Annotated in this window: 8 protein-coding genes; 4 read left to right on the top strand and 4 right to left on the bottom strand. The window is 72.4% G+C overall.

The genetic code is table 11. The features are described from left to right. Positions 1–77: 77 nt before the first annotated feature. From AC07RV_RS36480 to AC07RV_RS36470, 3 genes are all read left to right on the top strand, one after another. Positions 78–2,177, top strand: coding sequence for a CHAT domain-containing protein (locus tag AC07RV_RS36480; protein ID WP_296787478.1), 2,100 nt, complete (start codon positions 78–80; stop codon positions 2,175–2,177). A gap of 341 nt (positions 2,178–2,518) precedes the next feature. Then, positions 2,519–4,234, top strand: coding sequence for a ShlB/FhaC/HecB family hemolysin secretion/activation protein (locus AC07RV_RS36475; protein WP_296787476.1), 1,716 nt, complete (start codon positions 2,519–2,521; stop codon positions 4,232–4,234). 2 nt (positions 4,235–4,236) lie between these two features. After that, the gene (locus AC07RV_RS36470; protein WP_296787474.1) at positions 4,237–9,810 is read left to right on the top strand and encodes a two-partner secretion domain-containing protein; all 5,574 of its coding nucleotides are present in this window, start codon (positions 4,237–4,239) and stop codon (positions 9,808–9,810) included. Positions 9,811–9,812: 2 nt separating this feature from the next. On the opposite strand, the gene AC07RV_RS36465 is transcribed toward AC07RV_RS36470, so the two are convergent. Beyond that, positions 9,813–10,670 (bottom strand): glycosyltransferase family 25 protein, encoded by an 858-nt coding sequence (locus AC07RV_RS36465; RefSeq protein WP_296787472.1) that lies wholly within the window; start codon positions 10,668–10,670, stop codon positions 9,813–9,815. Between the two features lie 77 nt (positions 10,671–10,747). On the opposite strand from AC07RV_RS36465, the gene AC07RV_RS36460 reads away from it, so the two are divergent. Then, on the top strand, positions 10,748–12,436 hold the full coding sequence (locus AC07RV_RS36460; RefSeq protein WP_296787471.1) for a glycosyltransferase family 2 protein: 1,689 nt from the start codon (positions 10,748–10,750) through the stop codon (positions 12,434–12,436). Here AC07RV_RS36460 and AC07RV_RS36455 read toward each other — a convergent pair. Genes AC07RV_RS36455 through AC07RV_RS36445 form a run of 3 tightly spaced genes read right to left on the bottom strand, consistent with a single transcriptional unit; the run spans position 12,394 to position 16,263 of the window. Then, positions 12,394–13,191, bottom strand: a complete 798-nt coding sequence (locus AC07RV_RS36455; RefSeq protein ID WP_093350963.1) for a hypothetical protein — start codon at positions 13,189–13,191, stop codon at positions 12,394–12,396. The two genes, AC07RV_RS36460 and AC07RV_RS36455, sit on opposite strands and share 43 nt — an antisense overlap. Before the next feature lie 22 nt (positions 13,192–13,213). Next, positions 13,214–15,202, bottom strand: a complete 1,989-nt coding sequence (locus AC07RV_RS36450; protein ID WP_093350789.1) for a hybrid sensor histidine kinase/response regulator — start codon at positions 15,200–15,202, stop codon at positions 13,214–13,216. Next, positions 15,199–16,263 carry an ABC transporter substrate binding protein gene (locus tag AC07RV_RS36445; protein ID WP_296787467.1) on the bottom strand — a complete coding sequence of 355 codons (1,065 nt, stop codon included), beginning with the start codon at positions 16,261–16,263 and terminating at the stop codon, positions 15,199–15,201. Before AC07RV_RS36445 ends, AC07RV_RS36450 begins: the two co-directional genes overlap by 4 nt. Between the last annotated feature and the right edge of the window lie 66 nt (positions 16,264–16,329).

The raw sequence follows: 16,329 nt of genomic DNA, 5'->3' as shown, positions 1-16,329 counted from the left end.
GCACTTCCGCGGCGTCGATGCCCGCCAAGGCGGGCATGCCGGCCGCGCGCGGGGGTCCAATGGCGAGGTTTTCGAGAATGGGATGGGCGCTGGGATGGGCCGGCGTGGTGCTGCTGACGCAGCTGTCGCCGGCGCAGGCGCAGGAAGGCCCGAGCGCCGAGGCCGCGGCCAGCAAGATGGAGCAGGCCCGGCTCGCCGACACCGACACGCTGCTGGCGCTGACCAGCGAAGGCGCGGTGCTCTATGGCCAGGACAACGTCAAGCTCTCGGGCTACCAGTACTGCAGCCAGGCGGTGGCGCTGGCCGAGTCGGGCGAGTTCCGCCAGAGCGTGCGCGCCGCGAGCAAGGCGCTGCACCTGGCCAACACCACCAACGACCCGAACCTGCGCGCGATGGCCAACCGCGACCTGGCCATCGTCTACAGCTACTCGGGCCAGCTCGAGAAGGCCGAGCAGTTCGCCCGCGAGGCGCTCAAGAGCGAGGCGCGCGATCCCAAGCTGGTGGTGGGGCCGGTGCAGAAGGTGATCGGCGACGTGCGCACGCGCCGCGGCGACTACGAGGGCGCGATCCTCAGCTACGACGAGGCGCTGGCCAACAGTTCGCCGCGCTATGCGCCGCTGGTGCAGGCCTCGCTGGTCAATGCGCTGATCGAATCGGGCACGCCGGCCAACACGCAGCGCGCCCGCGAGCTGTTTGGCACGCTGCCGCAACCGAAGGACGCACCGCTGGCCGCGCAGCTCGACCGCACGCGCGCCCGGCTGCTGCTGGCCGAGAACAAGCCCGCCGAGGCGCGCGACCTCTACCGCGCGCTGGCCGCGCGCCAGGTCGGCGCCGACAGCGGCTACTACCAGCTCTGGGCCTGGGACGGCGTGGCGCGCAGCGAGGTGGCGCTGGGCCAGAAGCAGGCCGCGGCCGAGGCCGTGGGCCGCGCGCTCGAGGGCGTGGACAAGGTGCGCGCGAAGTTCCGCAGCGAAGAATTCAAGATGGGCCTGTTCTCCGACCTGCAGTCGGTGTTCGAGCGCGGCGTGTCCATCTACAGCGACGCGGGCGACAGCGCCCGCGCCTTCGAGGTCAGCGAGCACAGCCGCTCGCGCGCGCTGCTCGACGCGGTGCGCGGGCGCGCCAAGCTCAGCGAGCAGGCCTCGGCCACGGTGGACCTCGCGACGCTGCAGCGCACGCTGGCGCCCGACGAGCGCGTGGTGCAGTTCCATTCGCTGCCCGACCGGCTGATGGTGTGGGTGGTGAGCCCCGCGGGCATCGAGAGCAAGACGATCCCGGTCAAGCGCGAGGAGCTGACCGAGCTGGTCGAGACCTTCCGCAACACCATCGTGCGCGGCCGCCGCACCGCGATCACCAACGCCGACAAGCTCGGCGCCGCGCTGCTCGGCCCGCTGAACCTGCAGGCCGGCCAGCGGCTGGTGATCGTGCCGCACGGCCCGCTGCACTACCTGCCGTTCCAGGCATTGCGGCTGAACGGCCGCTACGTGATCGAAACGCACCCGGTGGCGGTGGCGCCCTCGATCAGCATCGCGGTGCAGCTCGCGCAGCGCACGCCGCGCGTGAACGCCACGCTCACGGCCTTCGGCAATCCGCGCATCGAGGACAAGTACGACCTGCCGGGTGCCGAGAGCGAGGTCAAGCAGCTCGCGCAGTACTTCCCGAGCAACAGCGTCTACATGGGCGCGGCCGCGACCAAGACGCAGTTCCGCGACGTGGCGGCGCGCTCGCCGCTGATGCACGTGGCGGCGCATGCGGAGGCCGACGAGGTCGATCCGCTGTACTCGCGCATCCTGCTGGCCAACGAGGGCGGCAAGCAGAATTTCCTCGAGGCGCACGAGATCCTCGAGATGCCGATGCAGGGCACGGCCCTGGTGACGCTGTCGGCCTGCGAGTCGGGCCTGGGCCGCATCGCGCAGGGCGACGAGGTGCTGGGTTTCACGCGCTCCTTCCTCTCGGCCGGCAGCTCGAGCCTGATCGCCTCGCTGTGGCCGGTGTCGGATGACGCGACGGCGGTGCTGATGAGCACGCTCTACGGCGAACTCGCCAAGGGCCGCGACCTGCAGAAAGCGATGCAGGCGGGGCAGCTCGCGGTGCTCAAGGATCCCAAGATGTCGCATCCCTTCTTCTGGGCGCCGTTCAATCTGATCGGCAACTGGCGTCTGACCGTTGGGAGTTGAGATGTCTCGTGTTGTTCTCTTGCATTGCTGTTCGGGGCGGGCTCACGCCGACGGGGTACTCCCCTCCGCGAATGTCCCCCGGCCTGCGGCCTCCTCCTTTATTTCGCTGCGGGGAGTACCCCATCGACGTGAGCCTGGACGCGGCCGTAGAACCGGCTGCACAACCACTGCGCCCACGTGCACAGGGCAGTGGGTGCTTCCCGCAGCGAAATCAAGGAGGAGCCCGAAGGGCGGGGGACATTCGCGGAGGGAAGTACCCGCTGTCCTGTGCACGCGCCCCGAACGAACCGACCCCCAAAAACACCAGCAACCCGCAAGAAACAACGCGGTGGAGCCCTGAAATGCGCGCCCTTCAACGCTCTACACCGATCGCCCTCGCCGTCTCCGCCCTGTTCGGCGCCGCCTTGCTCATGGCCGCCCAGCGTGCCCATGCCAACGAGGCCGAGGAGACCGCGCTGCTGCCCACGCAGGACCCTTGCGGCAGTTGCAACCGACCCATGGCCCAGGCCACCGGCGGTGTCGCGCCGCAGACTTTGCCCGCGCCGTCGCGCAACACCTCCGCCACCGGTGCCTTCAAGCTCAACGACCTGCGCCTCAATGGCGTGAAGGCGCTGAGCAACGAGGAACTGCAGTCGATCACCACGCCCTACATCGGCCGCGACGTCACGCTGGCCGACCTCGAGGAACTCGCGAAGGCGATCACCGCGCGCTACAAGGAGCGCGGCTACTTTCTCGCGCAGGCCGTGGTGCCCGTGCAGACCGTGCGCGACGGCATCGTCGAGATCAGCGTGATCGAGGGCCGGCTGGGCCGCGTCGACGTGCTGGTGGCGCCCGAGGCCCCGATCGCCGAAGCGCGCGTGCGCGGCTTCCTCGCGCCGCTGCAGCCGGGCGAGGCCGTCAACGCGCCCGCCTACGAGCGCGCCATGCTGCTGCTGTCGGACCAGCCCGGCGTGAAGGTCTCGTCGGCCTTGCAGGAAGGCACGCAGCCCGGCACCACCGATCTGTCGGTCGAGGTCGCGGCCGCGCCGCGCTGGGCCTTCACCGCCGAGGGCGACAACCACGGCACCAAGGAATCGGGCCGCTACCGGCTCGGCGGCACCGTGCGCTGGCTCAGCCCCTTCGGCATCGGCGACAACCTCGATGCGCGCGTCATGGTGTCCGACAGCAATGCGCTGCAGTATGGCCGCATCGCCTACGAGGCGCCGATCGGCACCAGCGGCCTGCGCGCCGGCATGGGCCTGGCGCGCGTGAGCTACGACCTCGGCGGCCAGTTCTCCGACCTCGACGCGCAGGGCCGCGCCGACGTGCTCGATTTTTCGCTCAACTATCCGCTGATCCGCCAGCGCCAGCAGAACCTGTTCCTGCGGCTGACCGCCGACCTCAAGGACCTCAAGGACGAGATCCGCGTCGTCGACTACGACGTCAAGAAGCGCGTGCGCGGCATCGGCCTGGGCTGGGCCTGGGAGCGGCGCGACGACGTCTTCGGCGGCGGCTACTGGGCCAGCACCGGCACGCTCTACCACGGCTCGCTGTCGATCCGCGATCCGCAGACCCTCGCGGCCGACCAGGCCTTCGGCGGCCGCCACACCGAGGGCGGCTTCACCAAGATGAGCTTCCAGCTCTCGCGGCTGCAGTCGATCGTACCGCGCCATTCGCTCTACCTCGCGATCGGCGGCCAATGGGCCAGCAAGAACCTCGATGCCTCCGAGAAGCTCGCGCTCGGCGGCGCGCGCGCCGTGCGTGCCTACCCCTCGGGCGAACTGCTGGCCGACCAGGGCGTGATCGGCACCGTCGAATGGCGCTGGTCGGTCAACGAGGAGTTCACGCCCTTCGTGTTCTACGACGCGGCGCGCGGCAAGCTCGCACGCCATCCCTCGCCCTTCGACGGCGAGAACTCGCACAGCCTGCGCGGCTACGGCATCGGCATGAGCTGGTCGCGCCCCGGCAATTTCTCGATCAATGCGACGCTGGCCTGGCGTGACGGCACACCTCGGGCACAGACCGACGGCGGCGGCCACAACCCGCGGCTGTACGTCCAGGTTCAAAAGGCGTTCTGACCATGAAGCAACGCACGTCTCCTCTTCTTCGCGCCACCGCGCGCCGCCTGCGGCTGCGGCCGGTCGCGTTCTCGCTGATCTGCGCGGGCGCCGTGCCCGCGATGGCGCAGGTGCTGCCCACGGGCTTCCTGCCCTCGGCGCTGCCGGGCAACATGGTCTCGATGACCCAGGCCGGCAACATCATGAGCATCGTGCAGGGCAGCCAGCGCGGCATCGTCAACTGGACCACGTTCTCGATCGGCGCCAAGAACATCGTCAACATCCAGCAGCCGAACGCCTCGGCGATCCTGCTCAACCGCGTCACCGGCAACGAGCTCTCGACCATCGCGGGCCAGCTCAACGCCAACGGCCGCGTGTTCCTGATCAACCCCAACGGCGTGATGTTCGGTTCCGGTGCCAGCGTCAACGTGGGCGGGCTCGTGGCCTCGACACTGGGCCTGACCACCAGCGACGCGAACTTCCTCGGTGGCACGACCAACTTCAGCTTCGAGCGGCTGAACGCCAACGCCAAGACGGTGGTGAACGAAGGCGGCATCACGGCCACCGGCGGCCCCGTGGTGCTGATGGGCGCGGGCGTGAGCAACTCCGGCACCATCACGGCCGACAGCCAGACCGTGGCGCTGGTCTCGGGCCGCAAGATCACCTTCGACCTCGCGGGCGACGGCCTCACCAACATCGCGATCGCGTCCGACTCGATGGCGACCAATGCCTCGGTCGGCAACACGGGCACCGTGCAGGCCGACGGCGGCAAGGTCGTGATGGTGGGCCAGTCGACCACCCTCGGCGAGCTGGTGGTGAACCAGGCCGGCGTGGTGCGCGCGCGTTCGCTCGGCACGAAGAACGGCGAGATCGTGCTCGGCGGCGGTGCCGACAACGAGGTGCGCGTGGGCGGCACGCTCGACGCGACCTCCACCGGCACGGCGGTCGGCGGCCGCATCTCGGTGGCCGCGGGCAATGTGCGCGTGATGGATGGCGCGCTGGTCGACGCGAGCGGCGATGCAGGCGGGGGTTCGGTGCAGCTCAAGGCGCTGAGCGGGCTGTCGATCGCATCGGCACCGCCCGCCGCGCTGCTGGGATCGGGTGCCGTGGTGCGTGCCGATGGCCGCACCGGCAATGCCGCGGGTGGCGAGATCCGCATCGAGCAAGTCAGCTACGCCTCGCTGCCGGGCACCGGCAGCGAGGCACCGCCGGCTACCCGGCTCGGCCTGCACCTGTCGGGCACGCTGTCGGCCAAGGGAGCGGGCTCGGGCGCGGGCGGCAACATCAGCACCAGCGCCGATGCGGTCCAGGTCGGCAACGACCTCGCGCTGTCGGCCGCGGGCGGCGCGAACGGTGGCGCCAACGGCAAGTGGACGCTGAATTCCAACAAACAGATCGTGGTGACGCCCGAGGCGCCGAACTACGACCCCGGCAGCTTTCCCAGCGCCGGCGGCATGGCCTCGAGCCCGATCAGCTCGCAGGCGCTGGGCCGCGCGCTCGGCCAGGGCACCGACGTCACGCTCGCGAGCAACGCGGCCAATGCCGAGGGCGGGCAGGAGCGCTTCGGCGTGCTGTTCGACACCGCGGCCCAGGTGGTCAAGAGCGAGGGCGGCACCGCCTCGCTGCGCGTGGATTCGGCCACCGGCATCGCGATGCTCGACCGTTCCACCCTCCAGTCGACGAGCGGCGCGTTGAACGTGGACTTCAATGTCGATGCCAACGGCACGGTGCCGGGCGCCGGCAACACCCCGATCGTGACCTCCGAAGGCGAGGGGGCGGCCCAGATCCAGATGACGAACGCGCGCATCGAGACCAACGGCGGCAACGTGCGCTTCTACGGGCAGGGCGATGCTGCCAACGGCCGCGCCATCGGCTATGCCTCCGAGTTCGGCGATTCGGGCGTGGGCGCCGGCATCGAGTTGCGCAACAGCCGCATCTCGACCTGCGGCGTCGATGCCGCGAGTTGCGCCCAGGGTGGCGTCATCAACCTGCGCGGCGAGGGCCGCACGCTGTTTTCGAGCTCCACGCTCAACGGCAGCTCGGGCGTGCTGATCTCCAGCTCCGAGCTCATCACCGGCAGCGGCGCCATCACCGTCGACGGCGTCGGCGGGCTGGCCGCCAAGGGCGTGGAGATCGGGCGCGAGGCCGGCAGCGTCCCGGGCCCTCGCAGCCGCATCGCCTCCACCGGCGGGGACATCGTGCTGCGCGGCAGCACGCGCGGATGGACCACCGGCGATGCCGTGGGGCGGCTGCGCTTCAACGTCGCGGGCGCGGGCGTGCAGGCCAATGGCGTCGACATCGCCACCGGCGGCAACGTGCGCGTGGAAGGCCAGGGCGCCGACCTCGGAACGCTGCTGGGCACCGACGAATTCGCCAAGCTCTCGGCCTCGGCCACCATCAATGCCTCGCACGGCGTGCTGATCGGCGATACCGGCATCACGGCCGGCCAGGGGCGGCGCATCGACATCGTCGGCACCGCCGGCAGCGCGGGCGTGACCTACGACTTCAACGGCGTGCCGACCCCGCCACCGGCCGGCATCGACGAAGGCGTCACGCCCGCGGCGGTGTGGATCCGTGCCAGCGGCGCCGGCCAGGGCCTGCGTGCCGAGGGCGGCCAGATCAACATCGTCGGCGGCAACGGCGACGTGCTGCTGCAGCGCGGCGCCCAGCCCGATGCGCTGCTGAGCACCGCGAGCGGCACGGTGGCCGGCGGCTCCATTGCCGTCACCGGCCGCAACATCTACGGCGGTGGCCTCGCGGGCGCCACCGGCACGCTGGCAGACGCGAGCGGCGCGGGCACCGGCGGCGACATCCGCTTCGAATCGACGGTGAGCGACAAGACCGGCGGCATGCTCGCGCTGGCCACGGGCATGGGCTTGCGCGCGGACAGCGCCTCGGCCAGCGGCAACGGCGGCAACATCCGGCTGCTCGCGGGCAACGGCCTGCGCGCCCACGGCACGCTGTCGGCGCGCGGCGGCAGCACGGGCGGCAACGGCGGCTTCATCGAGACCTCGGGCACGCAGCTCGACCTGACCGGCATCCGCGTCAACGCGGGCGCGCCGGCGGGCACCGCGGGGCAGTGGCTGATCGATCCCTATGCGGTCTCGATCGTCAATGGCGCGGCGGCCGGCACGCTGCCGACCAATCCCTTCGACGCGGTCGCCACCTCGACCATCCAGGATGGCGACATCAATGCCGCGCTCAACGGCGGCGCGAGCGTGAAGATCACCACCGGCACCGGCGGGCCGGGCGCCGGCAGCATCTCGCTCGCGAACAACGTGCTGATCGACTACACCGCCGCCTTCGGTCCGCTGAGCTTCGAGCTGGCCTCGGGCAACAGCATCCAGGGCGGCCTGGGCACGGTGATCCGTTCGTCGGGCAAGGGCGGTCCGCTCACCGTGCTGTTCAACGCGGGCGTCAATCCCGACGGCACGCCTTCCGGCAGCAACGGCTCGATCAACTACAACGGCACCATCGCCACGCGCGGCGGCAGCGTCACGATGAACGCGCGCGGCGACGGCAGCCCCACCAGCGGCTTCATCCAGATGAATGGCGCCTCGGTGCAGACCGATGGCGGCGCGGTCACGCTCTACAGCGGCCAGCCCGGCGCGCCCACCGGCTACGTCACGCTGGTCGACAGCCAGATCGACACCCGCGTGGGCCAGGCCGATGCCGGCGCAGGCGGCGCGGTGCAGATCGCCGGCGGCAACGTGACGCTGGCGGGCGCGCAGATCGCGACGTCGACCGGCAACGTCGACATCCGCGGCAGCTCGGCCGACTGGAACAGCGGCGTGGTCATCACCGACGGCCGCACGCCCTCGACCATCTCGACCACCAGCGGCAACGTGACGGTGCAGGGCGTGGCGCGGCGCCAGGCCTCGTCGACCTTCGCGGCGGCGCACGGCGTGCTGGTCAACGGCGGCAGCAGCATCACCACCGGCAGCGGCAGCATCGCGCTGCGCGGCTACAACTTCAACAACGACACCACGGTGCCCGCGGCCACGCCCGATTCGGGCGTGCGGCTGGAGAACGGCGCGCGCATCGTCACCACCGGCGGCGGCGACATCGAGATCACGGGCCGTTCGCAGAACGGCGGCACCGGCGTCTCGATCGAGGCCGGCGGCTCGCCGAGCCTGCCCGGCACGGCGCCCGTGGTGCAGGGCAGCCGCAACGTAGTGCTGCGCGCGGTCAACGACGGCAGCGCCGACGCGATCGTGATCGGCACGCCGGTCAGCGCGGCCAACGCCATCAACCTGCGGCCCGGCGGCATGGACGCCAACTTCGCGGTGTCGGACAGCACCAATGCGCCGATCGTGCTCGGCGGCGCGGGCACCGGCGGCTACTCGGTCTCGAGCGCCGAGTTCGCGCGCCTGAGCGCGCCCACCATCGTGGCGGGCAGCGCCACCCATGCGGCCGACATCACGGTGGCCGGCGCCATCGCCACGCCGGGCGCGCTCACCCTGCAGAACGATGCGGGCGGCAACATCGCGGTCAACGGCACGGTCAGCGCCTCGCAGCTGGGCCTGCTGTCCGACGGCCGCATCACGCAGTCGGCCGCGGGCGCGATCACCGCCACCGGGCTGCTCGCGCGCTCGAGCGGCGCGAGCGTCGACCTGCAGAACCCCGCGAACAACGTCGCCACCGTGAGCGGCGGCGCCGAGGGCGGCTTCGCCTACGTCGATGCGAATGCCGTGACCATCGGGACGCTGAGCGTCAACGGCTTCAACGCGGCGACCAACCAGCTCGCGCCCGCGGCGACCCCATCGATGTCGGCCGGCACCGTGTTCGTGCGCACGCTCGCGGGCGACCTCACGCTGGGCACCAACGTCAATGCGAGCACCAGCGCCGACCTGGTGGCGGCGGCGCGCTTCCAGAACCCCGGCGCCTTCACCATCGGCGCCGGCACCTGGCGCGTCTGGGCCGACACCTGGATCGGCGAGACGCGCGGCGGCCTCGCGGGCTCGGGCCCGCTGCCCAACCTCTACCACTGCGCCTACCTGGGCCTGTGCACGGTGACGGTGCCGGCCACCGACAACCACTTCATCTACGCGCAGCAGCCGACCGCGATCGTGACCGTGGGCAATGCCGCGCGCCAGGAGGGCGCGCCCAACCCGACCTTCACCTACAGCGTCAGCGGGCTGATCCTCGGCGACAACGCCTCGAGCTTCAGCGGCACGCCGGGCACCAGCGCGAACACCGCGAGCCCGCCGGGCAACTACCCGATCGATGGCGCCTTCGCCTCGGCGGCCGGCTATGCGGTGCAGGTGGTGCCGGGCAACCTGCGCGTCGATCCGGGACCGCCGCCGCCGCCCGCGCCCCCACCGCCGCCGGTGGCGCCGCCGCCACCGCCGCCCTTCGTGTTCTTCGAGCGGCCCGAGCTGCCCTCGGTGGACGTGGTGCGCGACCAGCCCTCGACCTACCTCTACGACCGCAACATCGGCCAGGCGCCGATCTGCGTGGCGACCGGGCCGCTGGACGGCGACCGCGCGGCGCAGGGCGGCGACGTGCTGGCGCGCGAATGGTCGCGCGTGCGTTCGCGGCCGAACCTGCTGAGCTGCGTGAACACCGAGCGGCGCAACGGCTGCGCCGACTTCTAGGGTCAGCGCGTCGGGCGCGCCGTGATGACGAACAGCTGCGCCATCAGGTCGGCCAGCAGCCGCAGCTGCGGATCGTCAGTCAGCGCCGCGTGGCGGTAGCCGGCCACATGGGCCTCGAGGCCCTCGATCGGGCCGGCGAAGAACAGCCGCCGCAGCGCGCCGCCGAGCGCGTCGTTCTCCGCCGCGCGCGGCCGGTCGTCGATGGTGCTGTGCGCATGGCTCTCGAGCCGCGGCGTGGCGAGGAAGGGCGCGAGCACCGCGGCGCGCAGGCGGCCCTCGGCCACCCAGCGGTTCAAGGCCATGTCGAAGGCCTGCACCGGTCCCTCGGCCAGCGCCTCGCGCAGCAGCGGCGACAAGGCGCGCAAGCCCTTCGGCGTGGCGAGGTAGGCGACCGCGCCCCAGTTGTAGAGGCCACGCGCATCGAGCACCTCGATGCCGGCGATCGCATCGCGTGGCGCGGCGGGATCGGCGGGCAGCTGCTTCTTCAGCGCCTGCCACAGCGCGAGCAGGCCGGGGGCCGAGGTGTAGGGCAGGCATTCGAGGAACACCAGGTCCCAGTCGGCCAGTTGCGCGAGCGCCTCGGGCCGCAGCAGCGGCGGCAGCGCGCGGCTCAGCAATGCGTCATCTTCCAGCACCAGGAAGAAGCCGTCGGGCGGCGCGCCCTCGAGCGCGCGTGCGTGCGAGAGAAAGCAGGCGCGCTCGCCGGCGCTGGTGGCGGCATCGGCGGGCGCCGCGGGCAGGGTGGCCGCGTCGATCGCCTCGAAGCGCGCCACGCCCTCGATGCCGAGCGCGCGCAGCTGCGCTTCCATGGCCGTGCGGCGATCGCCACTGCGTTGCAGATTGATGAAGCAACCGTTCATGATGCGGGGATGAAGCAGGTCCTGCCATTGTCTCCCTTGTCTTTCGCCATCGCGCCGATCGCCGGAGGGCGGACCGCATGATGCTCAGCGTGGTGCTGCCGTTCTACCGCAAGCGCGCGGAGTTCGAGCGCGTGGCCGCGCTCAACGCGCCGTACTGGTCGCGCCCCGGCATCGAGGTGGTGATCGCGCTCGACGAACCGGCCGAGGAACAGGACCTGCTGCAACTGCTCGCGCGCTTCGACACGGTGTGCTGGCGCGTGGTCGTCAACGACCGGCCGCACGGCTGGCGCCCGCCCTGCCGCGCCATCAACGTCGGCGTGCGCCATGCGCGCGGCCGCTTCGTGCTCGTGCATTCGCCCGAGTCGGCCTATGTGGACGACGGGCCCGCGCTGGCCTTGCAGGCGGCGCTGTCGGTCGAGCGCGGCGTGGTGCTGGGCCGCGTGGGCTTCGCGCGCTTCGACGCGATCGACGGGCCGCTGGCTGCGCTGTTCGCGCGCCAGGTGCCCGAGGCGCTGTTCCTGCGCACCTTCTACGGCTCGCTGTGCGGCCCGCGCGAGGCCTTCGAGGCGGTCGGCGGTTATGACGAATCCTTCACCGGCTGGGGTGGCGACGACGACGATTTCCGCGTGCGGCTCGAGATGGCGGGCTGGCGGCTTTCGGCCTGTGCCGAACTGAAGCTGCTGCACCTGTCGTTCGAGACGCGCGACGGCGCCGAGCAGTTCGATCCCGACAACGACTGGCGCAAGTGCACGCCCGCGAAGGCGCGCGCGAACGGCGAGGACTGGGGGCGCGACTTCGCGCGCATCGCCCGCGACGATCCGGCACCGGCCGATGCCGGGGCCGTGCCCGCGTGGGGGCAAGCCGCGCCCGTGTTCGCGATGGGCTCGCGCCGCCAGTGCGAGCTCTGCGCGCGCATGCTTCATCACGAGCCGGCGCCGCACTACTTCTGTCCGCGTTGCAGCGCCGCGCCGCCGCAGCCGCTGGCCTCGAGGCTGCGCATCGTCTGCCTGCTGCAGCTGCGCAACGAGGCGCGGCTGCTCGAGGGCTGCCTCGACCACCTGCGTGACCATGTCGACGGCTTCATCGCGCTCGACGACGGCTCGACCGACGACACCGCGCGGATCCTGCGGCGCGAGCCCAAGCTGCTCGAGCTGCTGTCGAACCCGCCGGGCGGCGACTGGAACGAAACCCAGAACAGGCGCCGGCTGCTCGAATGCGCGCAGTGCCATGGCGCGGGCTGGGTGCTGGTCTGCGATGCCGACGAGCGCTACGAGAGCCTGTTCCTCCGGCACCTCGGCGCCATCGTCGATTCGCTGTCCGACACGCCACTGAGCTGCCTCTCGCTCGCCGTGCGCGAACTCTGGGACGCGCCCGACCGCTTCCGCGACGACGGCCCCTGGGGCGCCAAGTCGCGCGTGTGCCTGTTCCGGCTGCCGCGCGAGATCGCCTTCGACGCGGCGCCCGCGCTGCACGGGCCCTGGTATCCCGATGCGGTCGCGCAGCATGGCCGGATGTTCCGCAGCTACTTCCGGCTCTACCACCTGCGCATGATCCGGCGCGAGGACCGCATCGCGCGGCGCGACCGCTACCGGCGCCTCGATCCCGGGCATCGCTGGCAGGCCATCGGCTACGACTACCTGGCCGAGGAAGGGCCGGGACTGCGGCTCGAGAAGATCGCGCCCGATCGCGGCTACGACCTGGGGACCTTGCCGGCCGATCTGCGTCAGGCCGACGGCCCGGCGCTGGCCGCGAGCGAGCGCGCGTAGTCGCCGCGGTAGGTGCGCGTGCCGGTGTGCGTGAGGCGCGAGCGCGTGTCGACGAAGACCTGGCCGCCGATCGATTGCCAGCGGCGGCAGAAGGCGAAGTCCTCGCTGAGGTAGCGGCCGTTGCCGGGCTCGGCCCAGACATCGAAGAAGCGGTGGTGCGGCCAGGCCGCGGCCGTCTCGTCCTCCATGCGGTCGGGCGTGTAGCGCAGCTCGGGCAGGGCCTGCGCGAGCCGCTCGAACACGGCGCGCTCGATCAGCATGAAGCCGGTGGGCGCATCGAGCACCTCGACGAAGCCGTCGGCATCGATGCGGCCGGCGACCTCGGGCCCCGTGAGGTTGACCGGGAACACCGCGTGCTTCGCCTCGAAGTCCTCGCGCGTGCTGCCCGCGGGCAGCGGCTGCGCGAGGCCGGCGCGCGGCCAGCCGTCGTTCTTCTGCGGATAGGCGCCGGCCACCACCGCGCGGCCGGCCAGCAGCAGGCGCAGCGCGGCCTCGGGCTCGAAGCCGATGTCGGCATCGATCCAGAACAGGTGGGTCCAGCGGCTGTCGGCCATGAACTCGGCCACCAGCCGGTTGCGCGCGCGCGGGATCAGGCTGTCGCCGTCGAGGAAGCGCGTCTGCATCGGGAAGCCGTGGCGCCACGCGAGATTGACCAGCCCGAGCAGGCTGCGCACGTAGTCGCTGGTCATCGCGCCGCTGTAGCTGGGCGTGGCGATGAAGGGGCGGATGTCTTTCAGGGCGTCGATGGGCAGCATCGTGGTGGAGCAATGGGCGTGTTCATGCGGGCTGCGCATGCCGCCGCGTCGACAGCAGCGCCCGAAGCTTCGCCGGTGCCACCGGCTTCGTCAACAGCGTCGCGCCGCTGTGGCGCAGCCGTTGCAGCGCATCGGGCCCGGTGGCGCCCGAGACCAGCACCGCGAGCGCCTCGGGCTGCAACCGCTTGGCGGCGTCGATCACGTCCATGCCGTCGGTGTCGCCGGGCAGCTGCAGGTCGCACAGCACGGCGTCGTAGGGGATGTCGCCGGTGCCCAGCCGCGCGATCGCCTCGGCGCCGGTGGCCACGCATTCGACCTGGCAGCCCCACTGCTCGAGCAGCGCGCGGCTGCCGTCGAGGATGGCCGGGTCGTCGTCCACCACCAGGCAGCGCAGGCCCGCGAGCGGCGCGGGCGCGGGCGGTGCCGGTTGCGGCGGCGCGATGTCGGCCGCATTGGCCGCGGGCAGGGTCAGCGCGAAGGTGCTGCCGGCGCCGAGCGCCGAGCGCAGCGCGATGCGCGTGCCCAGCAGGGTGGCGATGCGCGCGCAGATCGCGAGGCCAAGGCCGAAGCCGCGGCGCCGGTCGCGCTCGGTGTTCGCCACCTGGTAGAACTCCTCGAAGATGCGCTGCTGGTGGATCGGCGCGATGCCCACGCCGTCGTCGCGCACCTCGATGCGCACGCCGCGCCCGCCGTCGGGGCCGTTGCGCGCGCGGCGCGCGGCCACCAGCACGGTGCCGCCCGCGGGCGCGTGGCGCAGCGCATTGGTCACGAGGTTGCCGACGATGCGCTTGAGCAGCGCCGCGTCGCTGCGCACCGCGAGGCCGCGGTCGCTCCAGCGCAGCCGCACGCGCAGCTCGGTGGCGGTGGCCGCGTGCTGGGCATCGAGCTGGTCGAACAGCGCGGCCAGCGAGACCTTGGCGATGGCCGGCGTGAGCACCTGCGCATCGAGCCGCGAGATCTCGAGCAGGTCGTCGAGCAGCACGCCCATGAACTCGGTGCTCTCCTGCAGCCGCAGCACCGCCGGGCGCTGCGCCTCGCTCGCGCCGGGCAGCAGGCCGTCGATGAACAGGCCCATGGCATGCAGCGGCTGGCGCAGGTCGTGGCTGGCCGCGGCCAGGAAGCGCGCGCGCGACAGCGCGGCCTGCTCGGCCTCGGCCATGCGCTGCAGCGCGACCGCGGTGGCCTCGCGCACGCGCTCCTCGCTGACCTGGCGGTTGTGCTGCAGCCGCTCGGCCAGGCGGTCGATGTCGTGCGCGAGCATGGCCAGTTCGTGCGTGCCGCGCGAGCCGCCCTCGACCACGCCGCAGCGCATCTCGAAATGGCCGGCCTCGAGCGCCGCCACGGTGCGCGACACGCGGCGCAGCGGCCGCGCCACCGTGCGCGCCATGTGGCGCACCGAGGCCCAGGCCGCGAGCAGCGCCACCATCGCGATGCCGATGCCCGCGAGCAGCGAGCGCGTGCGTTCGCGCGAATAGGCGGTGGTGTCGCGGAAGGTCTGGACCAGGCCGACCGGCGTCTCGCCCGCGGCGGTCGAGCCCGCGGGCGCGAAGGCGCTGGCGCGCGAGGCCTCGCGCAGCGTGACCGGCGCGGTGAACATGCGCAGCTGCGCGAGCGAGCCGGCCTTGGGCCCGGCCGTCACGTAGACGCCGGCGCTGTTGCTGATCTCCACGCGCATCACCTGGCCGCCGCGCAGCGCGGCGTTGGCCACGTTCTGCAGCGCGGGCAGGTCGCCGGCATAGAGGCTCAGGTCGGACATCGCCGCCACCTGGCGCGCCACCGCCTGGCCTTCGGCGTCGAAGGCGGCCTCCAGCGTCTGCAGCCGGTTGTGGGTGAACCAGGCGGTGAGCGCGAGCGCCACCGCCACGCAGGGCACCACGCCGAGGCGGAACAGGTCGCGCTGCAGGTTGCCGCGCACCACCAGCGCGCCGGCGGCCAGGCCCGGCGTGGGTGCTTCGGCCGGCGCCGTGGCCGGGCTGGGGTCCGCGCCCTCGGGCGGCCGGGTGGCGCTCATCGCGTGACGGTGAGGCGCTCCGTCAGTTCGCGTTCCTCGGGCAGCCGCAGCCCGAGCCCGCGCGCGACGGTGGGGTTGATGCGCACGGTGGCGGGCGTCGCGGCCTCCACCAGCGGATTGCCTCCGCCGCCCGCGCTGCCGCTGCTCGCGACCTTCTGCGCCAGCAGCCGCGCCTGCTGCGCGAGCTGCGCGGGCGTGGAGACCGCGGCCGCGAGGCCGCCCGAACGCACCAGGCCTTCGCTGGCGCCGAACACCGGCAGGCCGGCGCCGGCACCGGCGCGCAGCACCGACAGCGTGGCGGCCTGGTTGTCGCCGATCAGGTCGGGCAGCACCATCAGCGCATCGCTGCGCGGCACCACGGCACGCAATGCGGTGGCGAGCGAGCGCGCGTCGGGCGCGTATTCCACCTGCAGGTCCCAGCCGCCGCCGGGCTGGACCTGCGCGGCGCGCTGCAGGTCGCGCACCAGCGGTTCGGACTCGGGCGTGGCGACCACGCCGATGCGGTGGCGCTGCGCCGGCAGCACCGCGCCCACCAGCGCGAGCTGGTCGGCCATGGCCGGGTCGCGCAGCAGCACGCCGACGCGGCGGTCGGTGCGGCGCAGCGCGGGGCTGGTGCGCAGGCCTTCGTAGTCGAGCCGGCTCAGCATCGCGAGCACCAGCGGTTCCTGGCCCGGGCGCTCGATGGCGGCGCGCGCGGCCACCGCGCCCACCGCCATGGTCAGCGAGCCGCCCTCGGCGCTCGAGATCGAGGACCGCATGCTGCGCGTGCGCACGCCGACGTTGACGTCGCCGGGCTCGGCCGCTGCGTTGTCGGGCACGCCGGACGAACCGGGCGCGAGCCGCACCAGCTCGAAGCGGCTCGCGGGGTCCAGCCCCTGGCGCAGCTGCTGCACGAACTCGGCATGCGCGGCGAGGTCGTCGCCCATCAGCACCGTGAAACCGGCGGCCGGGCACAGCGCGGCGCCCAGCAGCGCGGCGCAGGCCAGCCACGCGCGGGCGGCACCGCGCAGCAACCGGGTCGTGCAGTGGATCGGGGGAGAGGTTTTCGCGGCGACGGACATGAAGGCTTCTGCCACAAGGGGCGATGGCTCAATGTACGGAAGGGCCCTGCTTCGCGCGATAAGGCA

It is taken from the genome of Variovorax sp. GW821-FHT09B01, assembly GCF_059418345.1.
Note: the sequence above shows the minus strand (reverse complement) of the source record. Positions and strands in the feature narration are given on the sequence as shown.

Bases quoted from the DNA above. Each gene is read 5' to 3' on its own strand.
- AC07RV_RS36480 (WP_296787478.1), top strand. From the start codon at position 78: ATGGGATGGGCGCTGGGATGGGCCGGCGTGGTGCTGCTGACGCAGCTG.
- AC07RV_RS36475 (WP_296787476.1), top strand. From the start codon at position 2,519: ATGCGCGCCCTTCAACGCTCTACACCGATCGCCCTCGCCGTCTCCGCC.
- AC07RV_RS36470 (WP_296787474.1), top strand. From the start codon at position 4,237: ATGAAGCAACGCACGTCTCCTCTTCTTCGCGCCACCGCGCGCCGCCTG.
- AC07RV_RS36465 (WP_296787472.1), bottom strand. From the start codon at position 10,670: ATGAACGGTTGCTTCATCAATCTGCAACGCAGTGGCGATCGCCGCACG.
- AC07RV_RS36460 (WP_296787471.1), top strand. From the start codon at position 10,748: ATGATGCTCAGCGTGGTGCTGCCGTTCTACCGCAAGCGCGCGGAGTTC.
- AC07RV_RS36455 (WP_093350963.1), bottom strand. From the start codon at position 13,191: ATGCTGCCCATCGACGCCCTGAAAGACATCCGCCCCTTCATCGCCACG.
- AC07RV_RS36450 (WP_093350789.1), bottom strand. From the start codon at position 15,202: ATGAGCGCCACCCGGCCGCCCGAGGGCGCGGACCCCAGCCCGGCCACG.
- AC07RV_RS36445 (WP_296787467.1), bottom strand. From the start codon at position 16,263: ATGTCCGTCGCCGCGAAAACCTCTCCCCCGATCCACTGCACGACCCGG.